Raw genomic sequence first — 18711 nt, 5'->3', positions numbered from 1 at the left:
CTATCCGGCAGGCAGACTGACCCGCGTGGCGCTGCTGATCGACCCCCCGGTGTGGCCGTGGCGAGGGCGCAAGTGGTCGCACCTGGTCAGCGACGTCTCCTACGACGAGTTGCACGCGTTCGTGGCGGCCGAGCTCGGCATCCCGCGCCGGGCGTTCCAGGGCGACCACTACGACCTCCCCGAGGAGCTCTACGAGGTGGCGGTCGCCGCCGGCGCGCAGGCGGTCGGCGCCCGCGAGCTGCTCAGCCGGCTGCGGGCGGCGGGTCTGCGGCGGAAGAAGAACCACGAGCCCTCAGCAGGGTGAGCTCCGCGGTGAGGTTCGCCTGCGCCCGCGCCGTCCACTGCTCGGCCACGGCCGGCAGCCGGTAGAGCGCCGGCAGCGCCAGCAGCCGCTCGAGGACGGCGGCCCGGCCCGCGGTGAACACCTCGTCGGACAGGTGCCGGTACTCCTCGCGGACCGCCGAGGCGTACGCCGCGTAGGCCTCCGGCGGGCTGGCGAGGACGGCGAGGTCGGCGTCGCAGAGCACCGCCCCGTTGGCGTCCCCGGGCTGGGGGTCGTGGCCGGCGGTGAGCAGCACGAGCCGCTCCACCTCGGCGATCCGCGCGTCGTCCACCAGCCCGCGCAGCCCGGCCCGCGCGCGGGCGGCGCTGACCCGCTCGTTGTCGTCGCGCCGCGGGTCGTAGACGGCGTCGTGGTACCAGGCGGCCAGCCGGACGGCGTCGGCGTCGGTGGCGGCCGCGGCCAGCTCCCCGACGATGCCGAGCACCGCCGCCAGGTGCGCGAGGTCGTGGTAGCGGCGGTGCGGCTCGCTCCAGGCCTCGACCAGGGCGGCCCACTCGGTGCGGGAGGTGGGGGAGTCACCGGCCAGCGCCGCCCAGTCCTCGAACCGGACGGTCATCGCACGCCCGCCGTCCGCACGGCCAGCAGCGCGAGTGCCCGGGCGGCCGTGACCAGGTCGGCCACCGGCACCTTCTCGTCCGGGCCGTGCGCCAGCCGCAGGTCACCCGGCCCGTAGTGCAGCGTCGGGATGCCCGCCGCGGCGTACTGCCGCAGGTCGCTGCCGGCGGCGACGGCCCGCTCCTCCGGGTCGCCACCCCCGGCGTCCCGGACGGCGCGGCGGACGTCGTCGGCCAGCGGGTGCCCGGCGGGCAGCTGACCGCTGGCGAAGCTGCCGCCGGTCCAGGTGACGCGCACGGGGTGCCCGGCCAGCCAGGGGTGCGCCGCGCAGAACGCGGCGACCCGCTGCTCGAAGGTGCGACGGGCCGCCTCGACCGGCTCGCCGACGACGACGCCGTAGCGGCCCTCGGCCACCAGCCGGTCGGGCACCGAGCTCGCCCAGTCGCCGGACGACACCTTGCCGATCGACAGCCCGTAGGGGAAGCGGGCGCCGCCGAAGCGCGGGTCGGCACCCACCTGGCGCTCCGCCTCCAGCGCCCGGAGCTCGGCGTGCAGCTCGGCGAACAGCTCGACCGCGCTCACGCCCTCGTCGCGGTAGGCCGCGTGCGCCGCGCGCCCGGTCACCTCCAGCCGGAAGGTCAGCGCGCCGGCGTTCGCCGTCACGAGCGCGCCCGCCGTCGGCTCGGGGATCACGCAGGTCTCACCCTTGTGCCCCCGGCGCAGCGTCGCCCAGGCGCCGAGGCCGCCGTCCTCCTCGCCGATCACGCTGTGCACGGCGACCGGACGGGCCAGGCGCAGCCCCGCCGCCCGCACGGCGGCCAGCGCGCCGAGCGAGGCGACGACGCCGGCCTTCATGTCGCACGAGCCGCGACCGTGCACGGCGGCGCCGTCCACCCGCGGGTCGAACGGGTCGCCGGGCCACAGCGCGCGGTCCCCGGCGGGGACGACGTCGGTGTGCCCGGCCAGCACCAGCGCGGGGACGCCGTCCGCCTGCGTGGTGCCGACGACGCCCCACGCCTCGGTGCGCACGACCTCCTGCCCGGGGGCGTCCGGCTCGGTCGCGGCCGCGGCGAGGTCGATCGGCCAGCGGTCGACGTCGCAGCCGAGCTCCTCGAGCCAGTCGCCGACGAGGTGCTGCGCCTCGCTCTCGGCGGCCGTCCCGCCGACCGAGGGGACGGCGACCAGCCGCCGCAGCCGGTCGACCAGCCAGTCCTCGTCGACGGCGTCGAGCGTCCGCTGCTCCGCCGTCGTCAGGTCCGCCACGGCGCGGAGTCTGGCACGACCGCCCACGCGGCCGGGTTAGCGTGGCGCCGTGACGCAGCCGCCGCCCCCACCGGGCTGGTACCCCGATCCCGCCGGCAGCGGAGGGACCCGGTGGTGGAACGGGCAGGGCTGGACCGACCACGTCCAGGCGCCCGCCGCTCCGCCGCCGCCTCCGCAGCAGCAGACGCCGCCACCGCTGCCGCCGCCCCCCTCGCCGGGCGCGCAGCCCGGCGCCGTCCAGCAGACGGTCGCGCACTCCGGCGCCTCGCTCTACGAGCAGCCGGTGATCGTGGTCAGCCAGCGGACCAAGCTGATCGAGCTGACCAACGAGTACGCCGTCTACGACGGGCAGGGTCAGCAGATCGGCGCGGTGGTCCAGGTCGGCCAGAGCGCGGTGAAGAAGGCGCTGCGCTTCGTGTCCAACTTCGACCAGTTCCTGACCCACCGCCTCGAGGTCCGGGACGCCGGCGGCGTGGTGCTGGTGCTGACCCGGCCGGCCAAGCTGGTCAGGTCGCGGGTGGTCGTGACGCGGCCGGACGGGGCACCGGTCGGCGAGATCGTGCAGGCCAACGTCTTCGGCAAGATCCGCTTCGACCTGGTCGCGGGCGGCCAGTTGGTCGGCGCCATCCAGGCGGAGAACTGGCGCGCCTGGAACTTCGCCATCACCGACGCCGCCGGCACCGAGGTGGCGCGGATCACGAAGACGTGGGAGGGCGTGGCCCGGACGCTGTTCACCACGGCCGACAACTACGTCGTCCACGTGCACTTCCGCCTGCCCGAGCCGCTGGCCAGCATGGTCATCGCCTCGGCGCTCACCGTGGACACCGCCCTCAAGCAGGACGACCGCGGCTTCAATTGACCTCCGCGGCCCGGGTGTCGGGTCCCGCAGCGGGGGTATGGTCGAAGACGTCCGGGCCGGGTGATCTGTGCCCCCGGGTGCCAATTGGTTATCGCCTTCGCGGAATACCGCCTCGGCCGCACGGTCGGGGGCCGGAGCCGCGTTGTGCCTCTCGCCGCGAGGCGGCCAGCACCCGGTCCGGGCCTCGGCGGCGGAACGGCCCAAATCCCTCGAGGGAAATGGGCCGTGGGCGTGTGCAACGCCTCCGGTCGGGTTAGTTCCGTACCGAACGGACGCCGCCCCCACGGAAGGCCGACACGATGGCCGACACCCTCCGACAGAACTCCACCCTCGACACCGGGCGGCACCGGCTGCCCGTGAAGACGCTGGTCTCGGCCAGCATCGGCAACGCGGTGGAGTGGTTCGACTGGACGGTTTACGCGACGTTCGTCGTCTTCTTCGCCGGCCAGTTCTTCCCGGCCGAGAACGAGGCGCTGGCCCTGATCGGGGCGACGTCCGCGTACGCGCTGGCCTTCTTCTTCCGGCCCCTGGGCGGCATCCTCCTCGGCCGGTTCGCCGACCTGCGCGGCCGCAAGGCGGGGATGCTGCTGACCATCCTCCTGATGGCCGGCGGCTCGATGGTCATCGCGATCCTGCCCACCTACGAGCAGGTCGGCTGGCTCGCGCCGATCCTGCTGCTGGTCGCCCGCATCGCGCAGGGCATGTCGCTGGGTGGGGAGGTCTCCAACGCGTCGGCCTACCTCGGGGAGATCGCGCCGAAGGAGCACCGCGGCCGGTACTCCTCGTTCTTCTACATCTCCACGGGCTCGGCGTTGCTGGTCGCCTCGCTGCTCGGCGTGCTGCTCACGAACGTGCTGGACACCGACCAGCTGGAGAGCTACGGCTGGCGCATCGCGTTCTTCATCGGCGGCCTGCTGGGCCTGATCGGCATGTGGCTGCGCCGCTCCCTGGTGGAGACCGAGCAGTTCGAGGAGAGCGCGGAGAAGGCCCGCGCGACCAAGCACCCGTTGCTGCAGACGATCAAGCACCACCCGAAGGCCGTGCTGCAACTGGTCGCCCTCACGCTGCTCAACACGCTGTCGTACTACACGTTCTTCAGCGCGCTGACGCCCTTCGCGATCACCTTCCGGGGCGCCGACAAGACCGACGTCTTCGTCGCGCTCTCGATCGGCACTGCGCTCTTCGTCGCGCTCTGCTATCCGTTCGGAAAGCTCTCCGACCGGTTCGGCCGCAAGCCCCAGCTGCTGGTGTGGTCCGGGGCCATGGCGGTGCTCATCGTGCCGCTGTCCTTCCTCGTCCGGGACAACCTGTTCTCGCTGATCGTGGTGTTCTGCACCGGTCTCGGGCTGTACGCGCTGATGGCCTCGCTGGCCCCGGCGATCATGAGCGAGCTGTTCCCGACCGAGCTGCGGGCCACCGGCATCGGCGCTTGGTACAACCTAACCGTCGCCACCTTCGGCGGCACCGCACCGCTGGTGATCACCTGGCTGTCCGACGCCGGGCACCCGCTGTGGTTCTTCTGGTACGTCGCCATCGCCGCCGTCATCTCGTTCGCCGTCATCCTCACCATGCGGGAGACCAACGGCACCGAGCTGCGCTGAGCGGCAGCTGAGCGCGGTCTGAGGTCCCCTTAGGCCGCCTCAGCCGGTCATTCCGGCGGCAGGACTGCCCGGTCGACCGATGCCGGGGGCCACCCCTCAGCAGGAATCTCCTTCTCGTCCGAGACGCAGAAGGAGAAGACGATGTCGACCTACAGCAACCCCGCCCTCGAGGCGGAACTCGCCTACCGCCGCGAGCTGCTCCAGGCCGCGGGCAACCGCAGCCGCGGCCGCCGCTGGCTCCCGCGTCGCCGGCCGTCGCTCTGACCGCCGTCGCCGAGCCCCTGGCGGGGCTCGTCCTGTCGGTGGCGCGTGCCACGATCGACGACGTGCCGCGATGGGACGACGGACCTCTGGTGGGCCGGGCCGAGGAGCTCGACCACCTGCTGGCGCACGTCGACCGGGCCGCGGCCGGGCGTCCGTCCGCCGTTCTGCTGGCCGGGGACGCCGGCGTCGGCAAGACCCGGCTGCTCGACGAGCTGGCCGCCCGCGCCGGTGAGCGGGGCGTCCGCGTCCTCGTCGGGCACTGCGTCGACCTCGGCGACGTCGGCCTGCCCTACCTGCCGTTCGTCGACCTGCTGCGGCCGGTCGCCGCCGACCCCGCCCTGGCGCCGGCGGCGGCCGGCCTGCCGGCGTTGACCGACCTGCTGGCCGGCCGGCCGGGGGTGGCCTCGGCCGAGTCCGCCGACGCGGGCGACTTCGGGCGCGGGCTCCCGCACCGCAGCCTGCGCCCGGCGGTCGACGACGGCCGGCTGCAGTTGTTCGAGTCGGTCGCGGCGCTGCTCGGGGAGCTGGCCGCGGCGGCGCCGCTGCTGGTCGTCCTGGAGGACCTGCACTGGGCCGACCGGTCCAGCCGCGACCTGCTCCGGTACCTGCTCGCCCGGCTGGTGGACGAGCGGGTGGCGATCGTCGCCTCGTACCGCTCCGACGACCTGCACCGCCGGCACCCACTGCGTCCGCTGCTGGCCGAGCTGGTCCGGCTGCCCGGCGTCGAACGGCTGGAACTCGCGCCGCTGCCCGACGGCGCGGTCGAGGAGCTCGTGCGCCGGCTCGCCGCGCAGGCCGGCTGCGCCGACTCGGCCGCCGTCGACGACGTCGTCGCGCGGGCCGAGGGCAACGCGTTCTACGCCGAGGAGCTGCTCGCCGCGGGGCTGGAAGGGGAGACCCTGCCCCTCGGCCTGACCGACGTGCTGCTGGCCCGGGTCGAGCTGCTGAGCCCGGCCGCGCAGCAGGTGCTGCGGGTCGCCGCGGTGGCCGGCCGGCGGGTGCGGCACGAGCTCGTGGCCGTCGTCAGCGGGCTGGACACCGGCGAGCTGGAGGGCGCGCTGGCCGAGGCGGTGCACCACCACCTGCTCGTGGTCTCCGACGGCGGCCGCTACCGCTTCCGGCACGCGCTGCTGCGCGAGGCCGTGCTCGCCGACCTGCTGCCCGGCGAGCGGGTGCGGCTGCACGCGGCCGTCGCCGCCTATCTGACCGCGAACCCGTCCGCCGGCACCGCGGCCGAGCGCGCCCACCACGCCCGCGAGAGCAACGATCTCCCCGGCGCCCTGACCGCGTCGCTGGAGGCGGCCGCGGAGGCGCAGCGGGCCGGGGCGCCGGCCGAGCAGCTGCAGCAGCTGGAGGCGGCGCTGGCCCTCTGGTCCGCCGTCCCGGATGCCGCCGAGCGCGCCGGCCGGAGCCAGATCGAGCTGCTGATCGAGACCGCCGCCGCGGCGCGGGCCGGCGGCGACCTGGGCCGCGGGATCGCGCTGCTGCGTGCCGCGCGCGACACCCTCGGCCCGGACGGCGACCCGCTGGTGCGCGCCCGGGTGCACTACACGCTCGCCCAGGCGCTGATCTGGGTCGACGACCACGCCGGCGCGTACCGCGAGACCAGCGCGGCGATGGCGCTCGTCCCCGCCGAGCCGCCCAGCCCGGAGCGGACCTGGGCCGCGGCCACGCACGCCCGGGCCGCCTACTACGTCGACCGCGGCCGGGAGGCCGACGCCTCCGCCGAGGAGGCGCTGGCGGCCGCCGACGCCCTCGGCCTGGACAGCGCCTGGGCCGACACGGCGGTGTCGGTGGTCCGCTTCCGCGACGAGGCCGACTACGCGGCGGTGCAAGGCCGCCTCGCCGAGGCGCTCACCCGCGCCCGCCGGTCGGGCGACCTCGACGTCGAGATGCGGGTGCTGTTCAACCAGGCGATCGTCGCCTACGAGGCCGGCGATGTGGCCGACACCCTGCGGCGCAGCACCGCGGCCGTGGAGCGGGCCTGCGCCGTCGGGGTCGAGTGGTCGTTCTACGCCGCCGAGCTGCGGCACCTGCAGGTCGTGGCCGGCTACATGACGGGCGACTGGGACCTCAGCCTGGCCGCCGCCGATCAGCTGGCCCGCGTGCCCGAGATGGCGGCCCACGTGCGCGCGGCCGGTCTGCTCGTGCAGGTCGGCCGGGGGGACCCGGCGACGGAGGCCCGGATCGCGTGGGCCCGGACGCTGAGCGGGCGGCTGGGCACGCAAGTCATGCTCATGATCTCGCTGGCCGCCGCCGAGATCGACCTGGCTGGGTGGTCCGGGGACGCCGAGACGGCGGTCCGGCGGGCCGAGGAGGCCGTGCTCCGGCTGGCCGAGCTGTGGAAGGTCGACCGGATGGCCGCCGTCCGGCTGATCGCGATGGCGCTCGGTGCCGCGGCCGACGCCGCCGCGGCCGCCCGGCTGGTCCGCGACACCGCCGCCGCCGACCGCTGGGTGGCCGACGGGGAACGGCTGGGAGCCCTGGCCGCCGACGCCGTGGACGCGTACACCGCCGCCGGCTTCCTCGTGGGGCCGGAAGGGCGCGCCTGGCAGTTGCGGCTCGACGCGGAGCAGGCGCGGCTGACCGGCAAGCCGGGGGTCGAGGCGTGGCAGGCGGTGGTCGATGCCTTCGCCGGGCTGGGCCACGTCTACGAGGAGGCCCGCTCACGCTGGCGGCTGGCCGAGGCGCTGCTCGGCGCCGACGACCGCGAGGCCGCCGGCGCCGAGCTGCGGGCCGCCCACGAGGTCGCCGTCCGGCTGGGGGCGGCCCCGCTCCGCTCGGGCGTCGAGGCGCTCGCCCGCCGCGGCCGGCTGGAGCCGGTGCTGCCCGGTGCCGGCCGTGCGGTCGATCCGGCGGCGGTCTTCACGCCGCGGGAGGCCGAGGTGCTGGCGCTGCTGGCGCAGGGGCGCACCAACCGCCAGATCGGCGCCGCGCTGTTCATCAGCGAGAAGACCGCCAGCGTGCACGTGAGCAACATCCTGACCAAGCTCGACGCCGGCAGCCGCACCGAGGCGGTCGCCATCGCGGCGCAGCGCGGGCTGCTGCCGCCGGCCTGAGCCGGCCGCCGGGGGTCAGGGGCGGCCGGGCGTCGTCCGCTCGCCGGTGAGCTTGTCGTGCAGGCGCGCGACCCATTCGTCGAGCACGTTCGTCCGGTCGTCGGGGCCCACGGGGCCGCTCGGCATGAGCACCCACAGGAGCAGGTAGACCAGGACGCCGGCGCCTCCGGCGACCGTCAGGCCGACGAAGCCGACCCGCCACAGCAGCGGGTCGATGCCGCTGTACTCGGCCAGGCCGCCGCAGACACCGCCGAGCATCTTCTCGGAGCCGCTGCGGCGCAGCTGCGGGCGCGGGGCGGGGGTGGGCGGGGGCTGCTCGGCGGTCGGCTGGTCCACGGTCGGGGGGATCGCTGTCATGCCCAGAAGCGTCGTCGCCCCGGCGGCCGCTCGGAATCGGGGAACGCCCGGATCCGCCCCTGGTTCTGCTTCTCCGGGGTGACCCCGGTCGGCCGCTGGGGGGCCGAAGTGGCCACTTCGGCCCCCAGCGGGTCACAGCATGGTGCGGAGGCGCTCGCGGCGGGCGCGCAGCACGTCGACCGACGCGGAGGCCGACGGCGGCCCGGGCACCGACTTGCGCAGCTGCGTGTGCACCACCGCGTGCGGGGTCGACGTCTTCGCCGACACCCGGCTCACCAGCCGGTTGATCTCGCGGCGCAGCTCGGCGGCGTCCCGCCACGACCGGCCGGCGTCGTCCTCGTCCGGGTGGTCCTCCACGAGCATGAAGTGCTCGTCGTCGTCGGCGATCCGGCGGGCGGCCTCGACGCGCAGTCGCAGCTCGTCGTCCCGCTTGGCCAGCAGTTCCGCCGTCTGCTCGGCCGTGAGCAGGCCGGGGATGCCGAGGAACTCCTCCTCCTCGACGCCGAGCGGGCCGCTGCCCTCGCCGGTGTGCGCCGTCCCGCCGTGCAGGACGTGCGCGAAGCGGGCGTCGGCCTCCAGGGCCTCCCACTCCTTGGCGCCGCCCTCCTGGGGCTCCCGCGGCGGCAGGTCGAGCGCCTCCAGCTCCTCGTCGGGCTGGCTCCGCGGCGGCGGCATGACGTGGTTGCGCTCCTGCTCCATGGAGGCGGCCAGCGTCAGCAGGGGGCGGACGGCGGGCAGGAAGACCGTGGCCGACTCGTGCGCGGCCCGGGCGCGGACGACGCGGCCGACGGCCTGGGCGAAGAACAGGGGAGTGCGGTAGGAGGTCATCCAGGCCAGGACGGCGGCGCGCGGCACGTCGACGCCCTCGGAGATCATCCGCACGCAGACCGCGATCCGCGCCGAGCCGGTCGCGAACCGCTCGATCTTCTTCGACGCCTTGGGGTCGTCGGAGAGGATCAGCTCGGCCGCCTTGCCGGTGACCCGGCGGACGATCTTGGCGTAGGCGCGGGCGTCGTCCTGGTCGCTGGCGAGGATCAGCCCGGCGGCGTCAGGCATGCCGTTCTCGCGCAGGTGGGTGATCCGGTCGTCCATCGCGGCGATCACGTGCGGCACCCACTGGCCCTTGGGGTCCAGCGCGGTGCGCCAGGCCGCCATCTCCACCGAGCGGGTGCCGGCCTCCGAGAGGGAGGCGGCGACCACCTCGCCGGCGGAGTTCCGCCAGCGCGAGGTGCCGGTGTAGGCGGCGAAGACGACCGGGCGGACGACGTTGTCGGCCAGCGCCTCCTTGTAGCCGTAGGTGTAGTCGGCGCGGCTGACCAGCCCGACGCCGCCCTCGCCGTCGTCGCCCTCGAAGGTGTCCTCCTCGTAGCGGACGAAGGGGATGCGCTCGTCGGGCTTGGTGCGGAACGGCGTCCCGGTGAGGCACAGCCGCCGGGCGGCGAAGCCGTAGGCCTCCTCGACCGCCTCGCCCCAGGAGAGGCCGTCACCGGCGTGGTGCACCTCGTCGAGGATCACCAGCGTCTTGACCGCGGTGGCGCGGGCGGCGTGCAGCATCGGCTTGCCGGCGACCTGCGCGTACGTCGTCACGTAGCCCTGCGTGCCGGCGCGCACCGGGCCGACGGAGTTGAGCAGGTTGGGGTCGAGGACGATGCCCATCCGGTCGGCGGCCTCGGCCCACTGCAGCCGCAGGTGGTCGGTGGGGCAGACCACGATCACGCGGGCGACCTCGCGGCGGGAGAGCAGCCGGGCGGCCAGGGTGAGCGCGAACGTCGTCTTGCCCGCGCCCGGGGTCGCGGTGACCAGGAAGTCCTTGGGGGAGTGCTCCTCGTACTGCTCGAGCGCGGCCTGCTGCCAGGCCCGGAGCGGTCGGCTGGTGGTCTGCGGGCCCAGGGCCTCCGCTCGTGCTGCACTCCCCATGTCGGGAGCCATTCTGCGGGGCGCTTGAGCAACACGCCCAACCGCCCAGGGGCGGGCGTGCCATGCGCGGGTCGGCTATGGGGACGCCCGGTCACGCTCATGACCTGCTGTTTCGCCTGCGCGCCTGTGGCGGGTGTGGCGATTCCCACGTCGGTGCCGGACCGTCCCGTCACACCCCGCCGGTCCCGGCTTTCCCAGCCGCCCCGGGGGTCAGAACAGGGGCGGGGCCGGGCTCAGCGGGGTGGCTGCGGCGTGGCCCCCGGCGAGAAGCCAGGTGCGCCGACGGCGTCGGACGACGAGCCAGCGCACGCCGCCGGGGAGCCCGAGCACGAGGCCCAGGCCCACCATGCCGGCGGTGAGGTGACCGGGGTCGACGACGTCGCCGGGCTCGTCGCTGAGCACCCAGACGGTCCGGGTGCTCCCCACGGTCTCGTCGAGGCAGTCCACCTCGCCGGTGTCGGGATGGCCGCCCGCACTGGTCCAGGTGACCTGGCACGTCCCCTCACCGTCGCCATCGGTGACCGTGGCGACCGCGGCATCCGACGAGAGCGCCATGGCCACGTAGACGGCGATGAACGCAACGCCCAGCACGAGGGAGGCGACCGCCCAGGCACCCGACCGCGGTGGCTTCCGCAGGGAGGACGGCCCACCGGACGGCCGTGGTCCCCGGCGCAGCGATTCGACCAGGGTGGCCGCGTCCTCGGTGAAGAGGCGGACCGTCACCGCTGATCCGTCGGGCAGCCCCAGGCGGACGACGTCCTCGAGTTCTCTGGCGTTGAACCCGGTCGCGGGGGCGGCCGACAGGACCTCGCCGCCGGCCAGGTCGACCTGATCGGATCCCCGGCGGGCGAACCAGCAGACCAGCTGCGTCGACAGCACCAGGCTGCCGGCGCGTGGGCGCTCGGATCCCCTGGCCAAGCGGGCCGGGACGATCGTGGCCTCGCCGTGCCGCACGGCGGCTCGTCGACGACTCGCGACGAGCACGCGCACCCCGACGACGGTCAGACCCAGCACGACCGCGGCGAGGAAGTGCAGGACGTGCTCCACACTCGCCTATCGGCACGGTGCGGCCGGTGCGAGAGCCGAGCGCAACCAACCCCGGCCTGAAGCGGAGTGCCCGGCGCGGAAACCGCGCCGGGCACTCCTCAGCTCAGTCGGCCGGCTCGTCCGTCCAGTCGGGACCGTTGACCTCGCCCAGGCCGGCCAGGTCGGCGGCGTCGACGATCGTGTACGCGTAGCCCTGCTCGGCGAGGAAGCGCTGCCGGTGGGCGGCGTACTCGGAGTCCAGGGTGTCCCGGCTGACGACGGTGTAGAAGTGCGCCTGCCGGCCGTCGGCCTTGGGACGCAGCACCCGGCCGAGCCGCTGTGCCTCCTCCTGGCGCGAGCCGAACGTGCCCGACACCTGGACGGCGACCGCGGCCTCGGGCAGGTCGATGGAGAAGTTCGCCACCTTCGACACGACCAGCGTGCGCAGCTCGCCGGCGCGGAAGGCGTCGAAGAGCTTCTCCCGCTCCCGGTTGGTGGTGGAGCCCTGGATCACCGGGGCGTCCAGCGCGGTGCCGAGCTCCTCGAGCTGGTCGAGGTAGGCGCCGATCACCAGCTTCTGCTCCTCGGGGTGGCGGTCGAGGACCCGGCGGATCACCGGCATCTTCGACGCCGCCGTCGCCGCGATCCGGTAGCGCTCCTCGGGCTCGGCGACGGCGTAGGTCATCCGCTCGTCGTCGTCCAGGCTGACCCGCACCTCGATGCACTCGGCCGGGGCGATGTAGCCCTGCGACTCGATGTCCTTCCACGGCGCGTCGTAGCGCTTGGGCCCGATGAGCGAGAAGACGTCGTCCTCCCGGCCGTCCTCGCGCACGAGGGTGGCAGTCAGCCCGAGCCGGCGCCGGGACTGCAGGTCGGCGGTGAGCCGGAAGATCGGCGCCGGCAGCAGGTGCACCTCGTCGTAGACGATCAGGCCCCAGTCCTGCGCGTCGAACAGGTCCAGGTGCCGGTACTCGCCCTTCCGGCGGGTGGTCATCACCTGGTAGGTCGCGATGGTGACCGGGCGGATCTCCTTGCGCTCGCCGGAGTACTCGCCGATCTCGTCCTCGGTCAGCGAGGTGCGCGCGATCAACTCCCGCTTCCACTGCCGCCCGGCGACGGTGTTGGTCACCAGGATCAGCGTGGTCGCCTTCGCGTGCGCCATCGCCGCTGCGCCGACCAGCGTCTTGCCCGCGCCGCACGGCAGGACGACGACGCCGGAGCCGCCGGACCAGAAGCCCTCGACCGCCTCCTGCTGGTAGTCGCGCAGGTGCCAGCCGGTCTGGTCGAGATCGATCGGGTGCGCCTGCCCGTCGACGTAGCCGGCGAGGTCCTCGGCCGGCCAGCCGATCTTGAGCAGGGCCTGCTTCAGCCGCCCGCGCTCCGACGGGTGGACGACGACGGTGTCCTCGTCGATGCGGACGCCCAGCATCGGCGCCACCCGCTTGGAGCGGATGACCTCCTCCAGCACGGCGCGGTCGGAGGTGGTGAGCACCAGGCCGTGCACCGGGTTGTTGGCCAGGGTGAGCCGGCCGAAGCGGTCCATCGTGTCGGCGACGTCGACCAGCAGCGCGTGCGGCACCGGGTAGCGGGAGTAGCGCACGAGGGCGTCGACGACCTGCTCGGCGTCGTGCCCGGCGGCGCGGGCGTTCCACAGCGCGAGCGGCGTCACCCGGTAGGTGTGCACGTGCTCGGGGGAGCGCTCCAGCTCCGCGAACGGGGCGATCGCCGCCCGGCACTCGCGGGCGAGCGGGTGGTCGACCTCGAGCAGCAGGGTCTTGTCCGACTGGACGATGAGGGGACCGTCGGTCACGCGGAAACCTTCTCTGCAGAGCGGGGGAGGCGCATGGGCAGCGCCGGACTACCCAAGGTAACGCCGCCCGCCGACAGGTCCTTCCGTCCGCGGCGCTACTGCAGCAGGGCGGCCATGCGCTCCCGCAGGGCGGTGGCGGCGGAGTACGGCCGCACCATCACCGTGAGCTCGGTGAGCACCCCGTCGGAGGCCCGCAGGATGTCCACGCCCTCCAGATCCCGGTCGCCCACTCGCGCGGTGAACCGCAGGACGTGTCCGTCGTCCCCGCCGTACGAGGCGGTGTAGCGGAAGTCCTCGAACACCGTGGTGACCGCGCGCAGGATCGCGCGCAACGGCTCGCGCCCGACGTAGGGCCGGTGCACCACGGGCGAGTGGAAGGTGACGTCCTCGGCGAACAGTGCGACGGCGGCGTCGATCTCGTCGGCCTCGACGGCCGCCCGGAAGGCGGCGAAGGGATCGCTCATGCCGCCGGACCGTAGGTCAGGTGGGCCACCCCGTTGCTCAGGCGGTCGGCCCCGAGCAGCGCCAGCGGCGTGCGGTGTGCACCGTCGGGGAACAGCCGGATGCCGGTGCCGAGCGCGACGGGGTAGACGAACAGGTGCAGCTCGTCGACCAGCCCGTCGGCGAGCATGGCGCGGACCAGCGTGGCGCTGCCGCTGACGTACAGATCTCCGACCTCGTCCTTGAGCGCGCGCAGGCGGTCGGCGTCGTAGCCGCCCACCGCGGTCGAGTTCCGCCACACCGACTCGGCGTCATCGAGGGTGGCGGAGACCACGTACTTGCGGGTGTCGTTGAAGAACGGGGCGCCGGGGTCCTCCTCGACCGTGCGCGTGGACCACGCCGGCGCGAACATCTCGAAGGTCCGCCGTCCGAGCAGGATGCCGGAGGAGGAGCCGGTCAGCGCCCCGATGCTGGCGGACAGGTCGTCGGCGAACGGGTAGTCCACCGTCCACATCGGGGTGTCGACGACGCCGTCGACGGTGGTGAACTCGTGGACCTTGATGGCGCCCATGGTTGCTCCTCGGCAATCGGGGTGCGGTCGGTGTCGCGGAGAAGACGGTGCCGGACCCCCGTTCTCATCGGTACGGCGGGTATCCGGCGCCAGCGTGGCTCGGTGGCCATCGCGAGAGAGCCGGCGACGACGGCGCGGTTCGACGACGTCGCGACGATGCTCGGCGTCAAGCTCCGGCCTCGAGCGTCTGCTGGTGCCTGAGCCACCGGGTCGATTCGCGGACCAACGGCCCACGGCGCCCCGGCCGTGGAGGGCTATCCGGTCGACAAGGAGGGCCGGAAGGTCGACCTGACCATGGCCTTCGTCGGTACCCGGAGCTCGTTCGAGAAGGCCGGGTTCACCAAGGCGGCCGACACCCCCGCCGTCGCGGGCGGGTTCCCGCGGATCCTCATGCGCTGGGCGCCCCGCTGACCCCGGTGGTGCGCCGCGCCTGGCCGCGCTGACAGCCGTGGTGCCTGGCCGGGGGCCCGCTGGCCGGGCCGGGCCGTGGCGGTGGAGGCCGAGGTGGTCAGCCCGCCGGCAGCTCGTCGTCCTCGTCGACCAGTGCGACCGATGTGACCCGGTGGACGGCGAAGGCGCGGGCCTCGCCGCGCCGCTCGTCGAACCCCACCAGCAGCTCCGTGCGGCGGGAAGACCAGGCGGGCGCTGTGCGAGGCTGCTGCGCGATGGACGCATGACCGGCTGGGAGATGCTGGCGGTGGCGGCCGCCGGGTTCGCCGCCGGCGGGATCAACGCCGTCGTCGGCTCGGGCACCCTGGTCACCTTTCCGGTGCTGCTGGCCGTGGGCCTGCCGCCGGTGACCGCGACCGTCAGCAACTCGCTCGGCCTGGTGCCGGGCAACCTGACCGGCGCGATCGGCTACCGCCGGGAGCTCCGCGGCCAGCGCCGACTGCTGGTGCGGCTCCTGCCCGCGTCGGTGCTCGGCGCCCTGACCGGCGCGTTCCTCCTCCTGCACCTGCCGGCGTCGGCCTTCGAGGCGATCGTGCCGGTGCTCGTCGGCCTGGCGGTGGTGCTGGTCGCCGTCCAGCCGGCGGTGCAGCGGGCGCTGGCGCGGCGCCGGCCATCCGGCGACGACGGCGGAGAGCCCAGGATCGGCGCCGGACGGCTGGCCGCCCTGGTGGCCGGCGCCTACGCGACCGGCACGTACGGCGGCTACTTCGCCGCCAGCCAGGGGGTGCTGCAGATCGGCATCTTCGGCCTGCTCCTGCGGGAGTCCCTGCAGCGGCTCAACGCCGTGAAGAACGTGCTGACCACCGCGGTGAACGCGGTGGCGGCCGCGGCGTACGTGGTGGTCGCGACCGACCGCGTGGACTGGCGGGCCGCCGCGCTGGTCGCCGGCGGCGCGATCCTGGGCGGCTACACCGGCGCCCGGTTCGGCCGGCGCCTGCCGTCGGCGGTCCTGCGCTCGGCGATCGTCGTCCTCGGCCTGGTCGCCCTGGCGGTGCTGCTGACCCGGTGAGCGGAGGGCTCAGGTCGCGACGTCGTCCTCGTCGACGAGGGCGACCGAGGTGATCCGGTGGACGGCGAAGGTGCGGGCCTCGCCGCGCCGCTCGTCGAACCCCTGCAGGAAGCCGCCGGCCAGCGACACCGGCCGGATCACCCGCTGGCTGCCGCTGCCCTGCGCGTCGACGTAGCCCAGCCACACCGGCCGGCCCTCGCGGACGGCCCGGGAGAGCAGCTCGAGGGTGCCGGCGGTGGTCACCCCGGGCACCTGCCGCACCGCCTCGCTGCGCCGGGCCGAGAGCGCGGCGTCGCCGGCCCGGATCTCGCGCACGGTGGTGGCCAGCTCCTCCGGCGTCAGCGGGCGGCCCACGGCGAGCGCTTCCGAGCCGGTGCGCCGGCCCGCCGCACGCGGCCGCCCCGGCGGCCGGGTCAGGACAGCGCCGCCCGGCGACTCCCCGGCCGGCGCGTAGCCCGCCTCGCGCAGCACGGTGAGCACCTCGTCGGCGCCCAGCGGGCTGATCAGCACCCCTGGCGCCAGGCGGCGCAGCTCGGCCGCCGTCGTCCGCCGGTCGTTGAGCACCTGCGACAGCAGCCCGGTGTCGTCGGAGCGCACGTAGCACTCGATCGCGCCGACCCGCAGCCGGCCGTGCTGGCGGGCGACGTCGTCGATGAGGTAGTCCAGCGCCTGGGGCACCGGCGTCCGCGAGGCGCGGGCGAAGAACTCGTGCAGGTCGCCCGCCGACCACCCGGCGTCCAGGGCCCGGCGCACGCTGGACTCCGAGACCCGGAACACCGTCGCGCCGCCGGAGGACTCCACGTCGGCGACCACGGAGAGGGTGTCGGCGAGGTCGGCCACCAGCGGCCCGGGCGCGACCAGCGAGAGGTCGGGCTGGGCCAGCACGTGGTCGACCGGGTCCGGGAGCAGGCCGCGCATGCCGTCGGCCGCGCCGTCCTCCCCGTCGGTGAGCAGCCCGCGGCCGGCGGTGGAGAGCACGCCGCCGACGACGACGCCCAGCCGCGCCGCCTCGGCGAGCATGTCGGGGACCGGCGCCAGCCGGTCGCCGCGCCGCGGGGTCCGCCAGCGCAGCAGCTCCACCAGGTCCTCCGGCGCCAGCCCCGACCCGGGCGGGTACTCGGCCAGCACCGCCAGGGCCGGACGGCGGATCGCCGGGGCGGTGTGCCGCACCAGGTCGGGGGAGAGCGCGTTGACCGCCTTGCCGGCCATGTCCCGCTGCCCGACCAGCGACGGCAGCCGGATGCTCGTCAGCCAGCCGGCGGCCAGCGCCGCCCAGCGGGCCGGCAGGTCGAGCTCGCGCCACTGGTCGTAGCCGCGGGTGGGCAGCCACTCGTCGCGGTGCGGGCCGCCGACGTCGAGCAGCCCGGCGACGTGCGCCAGCTCCAGCAGCCAGCCCGCGTCCGGCTCGGAGACCTTCAGGGTCCGGGCCAGCCGCTTCTGGTCGCGGACGCCGAGCCCGCCGCTGCGCAGCAGCCCGGCGGGCTCGTCCTCCAGCGCGGTGAGCAGTTCGCCGATGCGGCCGATCGTCTCCAGCGCGGCGCCGGCGGCCTGCCGGTCGACCACCGCGGGGTCGCGGGTGACGACCGCCGGCTCCGGCCGCAGCCGCGGCGGACCGTACGGCAGTGGGCCGCGCAGGGTCAGGCCGATCTCCCTCGGCAGCTCGACGTTGAGGGCGTCGATGCGCGCCAGCAGCCCGCGCTGCAGCAGCCGCCGGGCCGGGGTGGCCTGCCCGTTGCCGGGGGTGTCCGGGAGGTGGCCGACCGGGCGGTCGCCGGCCAGCCGCTCGAGCACCGTCCGTTCGTCGGCCGGCAGCTCGCCCAGCACCTTCGGCAGGTCCGCGGGCAGGGCGAGGCGGACCTCGGTCGCGGGCCGGCCCAGCCCCGCCGGGTAGCGGACGGCGCGGCGCACCGGCTCGGGCGCCCGCAGGACGTCGTCCCCCCAGAGCAGTGCGCGGTCGGTCAGCCGCGTTACCGCCGCCTCGAGGACGTCGTCGGGCACCTCCGGCAGCCGGGCGGGCAGCTCGTCGGCGGGCACGCCGTCGGTGGCCGCCAGCAGGACGACGTCGAGCACCTGCAGCGTGGCGGCGTCCAGCTCGTCGAGCGCGCGGTCCACCGAGACGGGGACGGCGAGCCGGCTGGCCAGCGCCACGACGTCGCTCGGCGCGGGTCGGGCCACGTCGGGCCGCGCGGCCAGCAGCGCCGAGAGCTGCTCGTCGCTGCGGGTGCGCAGCCAGGCGGCGAGCGTGGCGGGGCCTTCGGCGGACATCCGGTCCACGCTACGTCGTCGTCCCCCGTGCGGCCCCGGCCCGCCCGGACGTGCGCCAGCATGGAGGGGTGCGATCGGCCGCGGAGGACCCGCAGACCGCGACGGCGCTGGCCGCCCACCAGGCCGGCGGGCTGCGGTGGCTGGGCGGCGGCGTCATGGCCGTCGTCCTCGGCGTCGTGCTCGGCGCCGCCACCGTCGCCGTCGCGAACAACACCGGCCGCAGCTACTCGATCCTCGGGTTTGCCGTCCTCGCGCTCGTCCTGTTCGGCATCGCGGCGGTGATCGCCGGGACCGGCGCGCTGGTGCGCACCACCCGCTGGCGGCGGGCGCTGTCCGGCACGACCTGGCGGACCGGCCGGCTGCGCATCGCCGGACCCGCGATCGTCGCCTTCGAGCCCGAGGGGTACGACGAGCTCGACCCCGACGACGAGCAGGTCCGGCTGCGGCTGCTGAGCACGGCGATCTGGCGGACCCGCGCCGTCCAGCGGCTCGACGGGGCGGAGATCCTGGCCGCGCCGGTGGGTCGCGCCCAGTGGGTGCTCACCGCCGAGGGGCTGGGCACGCTGGTCGGGGCGCGGACGGTTCCGCGCCGGAGGTGACACGGACGTTGCAGGGGACTACCGGTCCTCCTGCAGTTGTGGTGCGCTGCGCGGGAAGATGTGTCCGAGCGCGCACCGCCTCGGTGCGCCGGGACACACGGAGGCGACATGGCGAAGAAGGCGAAGAACCCGCACCTGGTCGAGCCCACCTGGGGCCGCAACGAGGCCGGCGGCCCGCCGGTCAGCGAGTTCACCGCGGAGCCGGCGGGGTCGCTGTCCCCGTTCGGTGAGGACCACGCCTTTCCCATCCCGGTCGACCGGCTTCGCTACGCGCACCCGACCGACAAGCCCAACCGCGCCGGACTGATGGCAGGGGAGTAGC

18 protein-coding genes are annotated in these 18711 nt (G+C 75.1%); 9 read left to right on the top strand and 9 right to left on the bottom strand.

What is annotated here, in order from left to right:
* Positions 1–25 precede the first annotated feature (25 nt).
* The gene (locus tag ACWIYF_RS25270) at positions 26–304 is read left to right on the top strand and encodes a DUF4031 domain-containing protein (RefSeq protein WP_448625576.1); all 279 of its coding nucleotides are present in this window, start codon (positions 26–28) and stop codon (positions 302–304) included.
* Here ACWIYF_RS25270 and ACWIYF_RS25265 read toward each other — a convergent pair.
* Entirely contained in the window at positions 243–899 is a 657-nt protein-coding gene (locus ACWIYF_RS25265; protein WP_448625575.1) for an HD domain-containing protein, read from the bottom strand. The genes ACWIYF_RS25270 and ACWIYF_RS25265 overlap by 62 nt on opposite strands.
* A complete protein-coding gene (locus ACWIYF_RS25260; protein WP_448625574.1) occupies positions 896–2161 on the bottom strand; it encodes an ArgE/DapE family deacylase in 1266 nt (421 codons plus the stop codon). The genes ACWIYF_RS25265 and ACWIYF_RS25260 overlap by 4 nt, the downstream gene beginning before the upstream one ends.
* Positions 2162–2210: 49 nt before the next feature.
* Between ACWIYF_RS25260 and ACWIYF_RS25255 the strand changes: the two genes are divergently transcribed.
* From ACWIYF_RS25255 to ACWIYF_RS25240, 4 genes are all read left to right on the top strand, one after another.
* On the top strand, positions 2211–3020 hold the full coding sequence (locus tag ACWIYF_RS25255; protein WP_448625573.1) for a phospholipid scramblase-related protein: 810 nt from the start codon (positions 2211–2213) through the stop codon (positions 3018–3020).
* Between the two features lie 299 nt (positions 3021–3319).
* Positions 3320–4621, top strand: coding sequence for an MFS transporter (locus tag ACWIYF_RS25250; RefSeq protein ID WP_448625572.1), 1302 nt, complete (start codon positions 3320–3322; stop codon positions 4619–4621).
* A gap of 141 nt (positions 4622–4762) precedes the next feature.
* Positions 4763–4885, top strand: coding sequence for a hypothetical protein (locus ACWIYF_RS25245; protein WP_448625571.1), 123 nt, complete (start codon positions 4763–4765; stop codon positions 4883–4885).
* Between the two features lie 62 nt (positions 4886–4947).
* Positions 4948–7944: a helix-turn-helix transcriptional regulator gene (locus tag ACWIYF_RS25240; RefSeq protein WP_448625570.1), complete on the top strand. Its 2997-nt coding sequence runs from the start codon at positions 4948–4950 to the stop codon at positions 7942–7944.
* 15 nt (positions 7945–7959) lie between these two features.
* On the opposite strand, the gene ACWIYF_RS25235 is transcribed toward ACWIYF_RS25240, so the two are convergent.
* The 6 genes from ACWIYF_RS25235 to ACWIYF_RS25210 form a co-directional block, all read right to left on the bottom strand.
* On the bottom strand, positions 7960–8301 hold the full coding sequence (locus tag ACWIYF_RS25235; protein WP_448625569.1) for a PspC domain-containing protein: 342 nt from the start codon (positions 8299–8301) through the stop codon (positions 7960–7962).
* 132 nt (positions 8302–8433) lie between these two features.
* Entirely contained in the window at positions 8434–10218 is a 1785-nt protein-coding gene (locus tag ACWIYF_RS25230) for a DEAD/DEAH box helicase (RefSeq protein WP_448625568.1), read from the bottom strand.
* Between the two features lie 210 nt (positions 10219–10428).
* The gene (locus tag ACWIYF_RS25225; RefSeq protein ID WP_448625567.1) at positions 10429–11265 is read right to left on the bottom strand and encodes a hypothetical protein; all 837 of its coding nucleotides are present in this window, start codon (positions 11263–11265) and stop codon (positions 10429–10431) included.
* A 103-nt stretch (positions 11266–11368) separates the two neighbouring features.
* On the bottom strand, positions 11369–13054 hold the full coding sequence (locus tag ACWIYF_RS25220; RefSeq protein ID WP_448625566.1) for a DNA repair helicase XPB: 1686 nt from the start codon (positions 13052–13054) through the stop codon (positions 11369–11371).
* A 95-nt stretch (positions 13055–13149) separates the two neighbouring features.
* The gene (locus ACWIYF_RS25215) at positions 13150–13518 is read right to left on the bottom strand and encodes a nuclear transport factor 2 family protein (RefSeq protein WP_448625565.1); all 369 of its coding nucleotides are present in this window, start codon (positions 13516–13518) and stop codon (positions 13150–13152) included.
* Positions 13515–14066 (bottom strand): dihydrofolate reductase family protein, encoded by a 552-nt coding sequence (locus ACWIYF_RS25210; protein ID WP_448625564.1) that lies wholly within the window; start codon positions 14064–14066, stop codon positions 13515–13517. Before ACWIYF_RS25210 ends, ACWIYF_RS25215 begins: the two co-directional genes overlap by 4 nt.
* A 246-nt stretch (positions 14067–14312) precedes the next feature.
* Between ACWIYF_RS25210 and ACWIYF_RS25205 the strand changes: the two genes are divergently transcribed.
* Complete coding sequence (locus ACWIYF_RS25205; protein WP_448625563.1) at positions 14313–14477, top strand: hypothetical protein; 165 nt, start codon at positions 14313–14315, stop codon at positions 14475–14477.
* Between the two features lie 262 nt (positions 14478–14739).
* Positions 14740–15525 (top strand): sulfite exporter TauE/SafE family protein, encoded by a 786-nt coding sequence (locus ACWIYF_RS25200; protein WP_448625562.1) that lies wholly within the window; start codon positions 14740–14742, stop codon positions 15523–15525.
* A gap of 9 nt (positions 15526–15534) precedes the next feature.
* On the opposite strand, the gene ACWIYF_RS25195 is transcribed toward ACWIYF_RS25200, so the two are convergent.
* Positions 15535–17790 (bottom strand): helicase-associated domain-containing protein, encoded by a 2256-nt coding sequence (locus ACWIYF_RS25195; protein WP_448625561.1) that lies wholly within the window; start codon positions 17788–17790, stop codon positions 15535–15537.
* A gap of 68 nt (positions 17791–17858) precedes the next feature.
* On the opposite strand from ACWIYF_RS25195, the gene ACWIYF_RS25190 reads away from it, so the two are divergent.
* Positions 17859–18389 (top strand): hypothetical protein, encoded by a 531-nt coding sequence (locus tag ACWIYF_RS25190; protein WP_448625560.1) that lies wholly within the window; start codon positions 17859–17861, stop codon positions 18387–18389.
* Between the two features lie 108 nt (positions 18390–18497).
* Positions 18498–18710: a hypothetical protein gene (locus ACWIYF_RS25185; protein ID WP_448625559.1), complete on the top strand. Its 213-nt coding sequence runs from the start codon at positions 18498–18500 to the stop codon at positions 18708–18710.
* Position 18711: the final 1 nt, after the last annotated feature.

It is taken from the genome of Geodermatophilus sp. URMC 64 (genome assembly GCF_053502555.1).
This window is presented reverse-complemented; position numbering and strand designations above follow the sequence as displayed.

Coding starts and splice junctions, on each gene's coding strand:
- ACWIYF_RS25265 (WP_448625575.1), bottom strand. CDS start 899: ATGACCGTCCGGTTCGAGGACTGGGCGGCGCTGGCCGGTGACTCCCCC.
- ACWIYF_RS25250 (WP_448625572.1), top strand. CDS start 3,320: ATGGCCGACACCCTCCGACAGAACTCCACCCTCGACACCGGGCGGCAC.
- ACWIYF_RS25245 (WP_448625571.1), top strand. CDS start 4,763: ATGTCGACCTACAGCAACCCCGCCCTCGAGGCGGAACTCGCCTACCGC.
- ACWIYF_RS25235 (WP_448625569.1), bottom strand. CDS start 8,301: ATGACAGCGATCCCCCCGACCGTGGACCAGCCGACCGCCGAGCAGCCC.
- ACWIYF_RS25230 (WP_448625568.1), bottom strand. CDS start 10,218: ATGGGGAGTGCAGCACGAGCGGAGGCCCTGGGCCCGCAGACCACCAGC.
- ACWIYF_RS25215 (WP_448625565.1), bottom strand. CDS start 13,518: ATGAGCGATCCCTTCGCCGCCTTCCGGGCGGCCGTCGAGGCCGACGAG.
- ACWIYF_RS25210 (WP_448625564.1), bottom strand. CDS start 14,066: ATGGGCGCCATCAAGGTCCACGAGTTCACCACCGTCGACGGCGTCGTC.
- ACWIYF_RS25200 (WP_448625562.1), top strand. CDS start 14,740: ATGACCGGCTGGGAGATGCTGGCGGTGGCGGCCGCCGGGTTCGCCGCC.
- ACWIYF_RS25195 (WP_448625561.1), bottom strand. CDS start 17,790: ATGTCCGCCGAAGGCCCCGCCACGCTCGCCGCCTGGCTGCGCACCCGC.
- ACWIYF_RS25185 (WP_448625559.1), top strand. CDS start 18,498: ATGGCGAAGAAGGCGAAGAACCCGCACCTGGTCGAGCCCACCTGGGGC.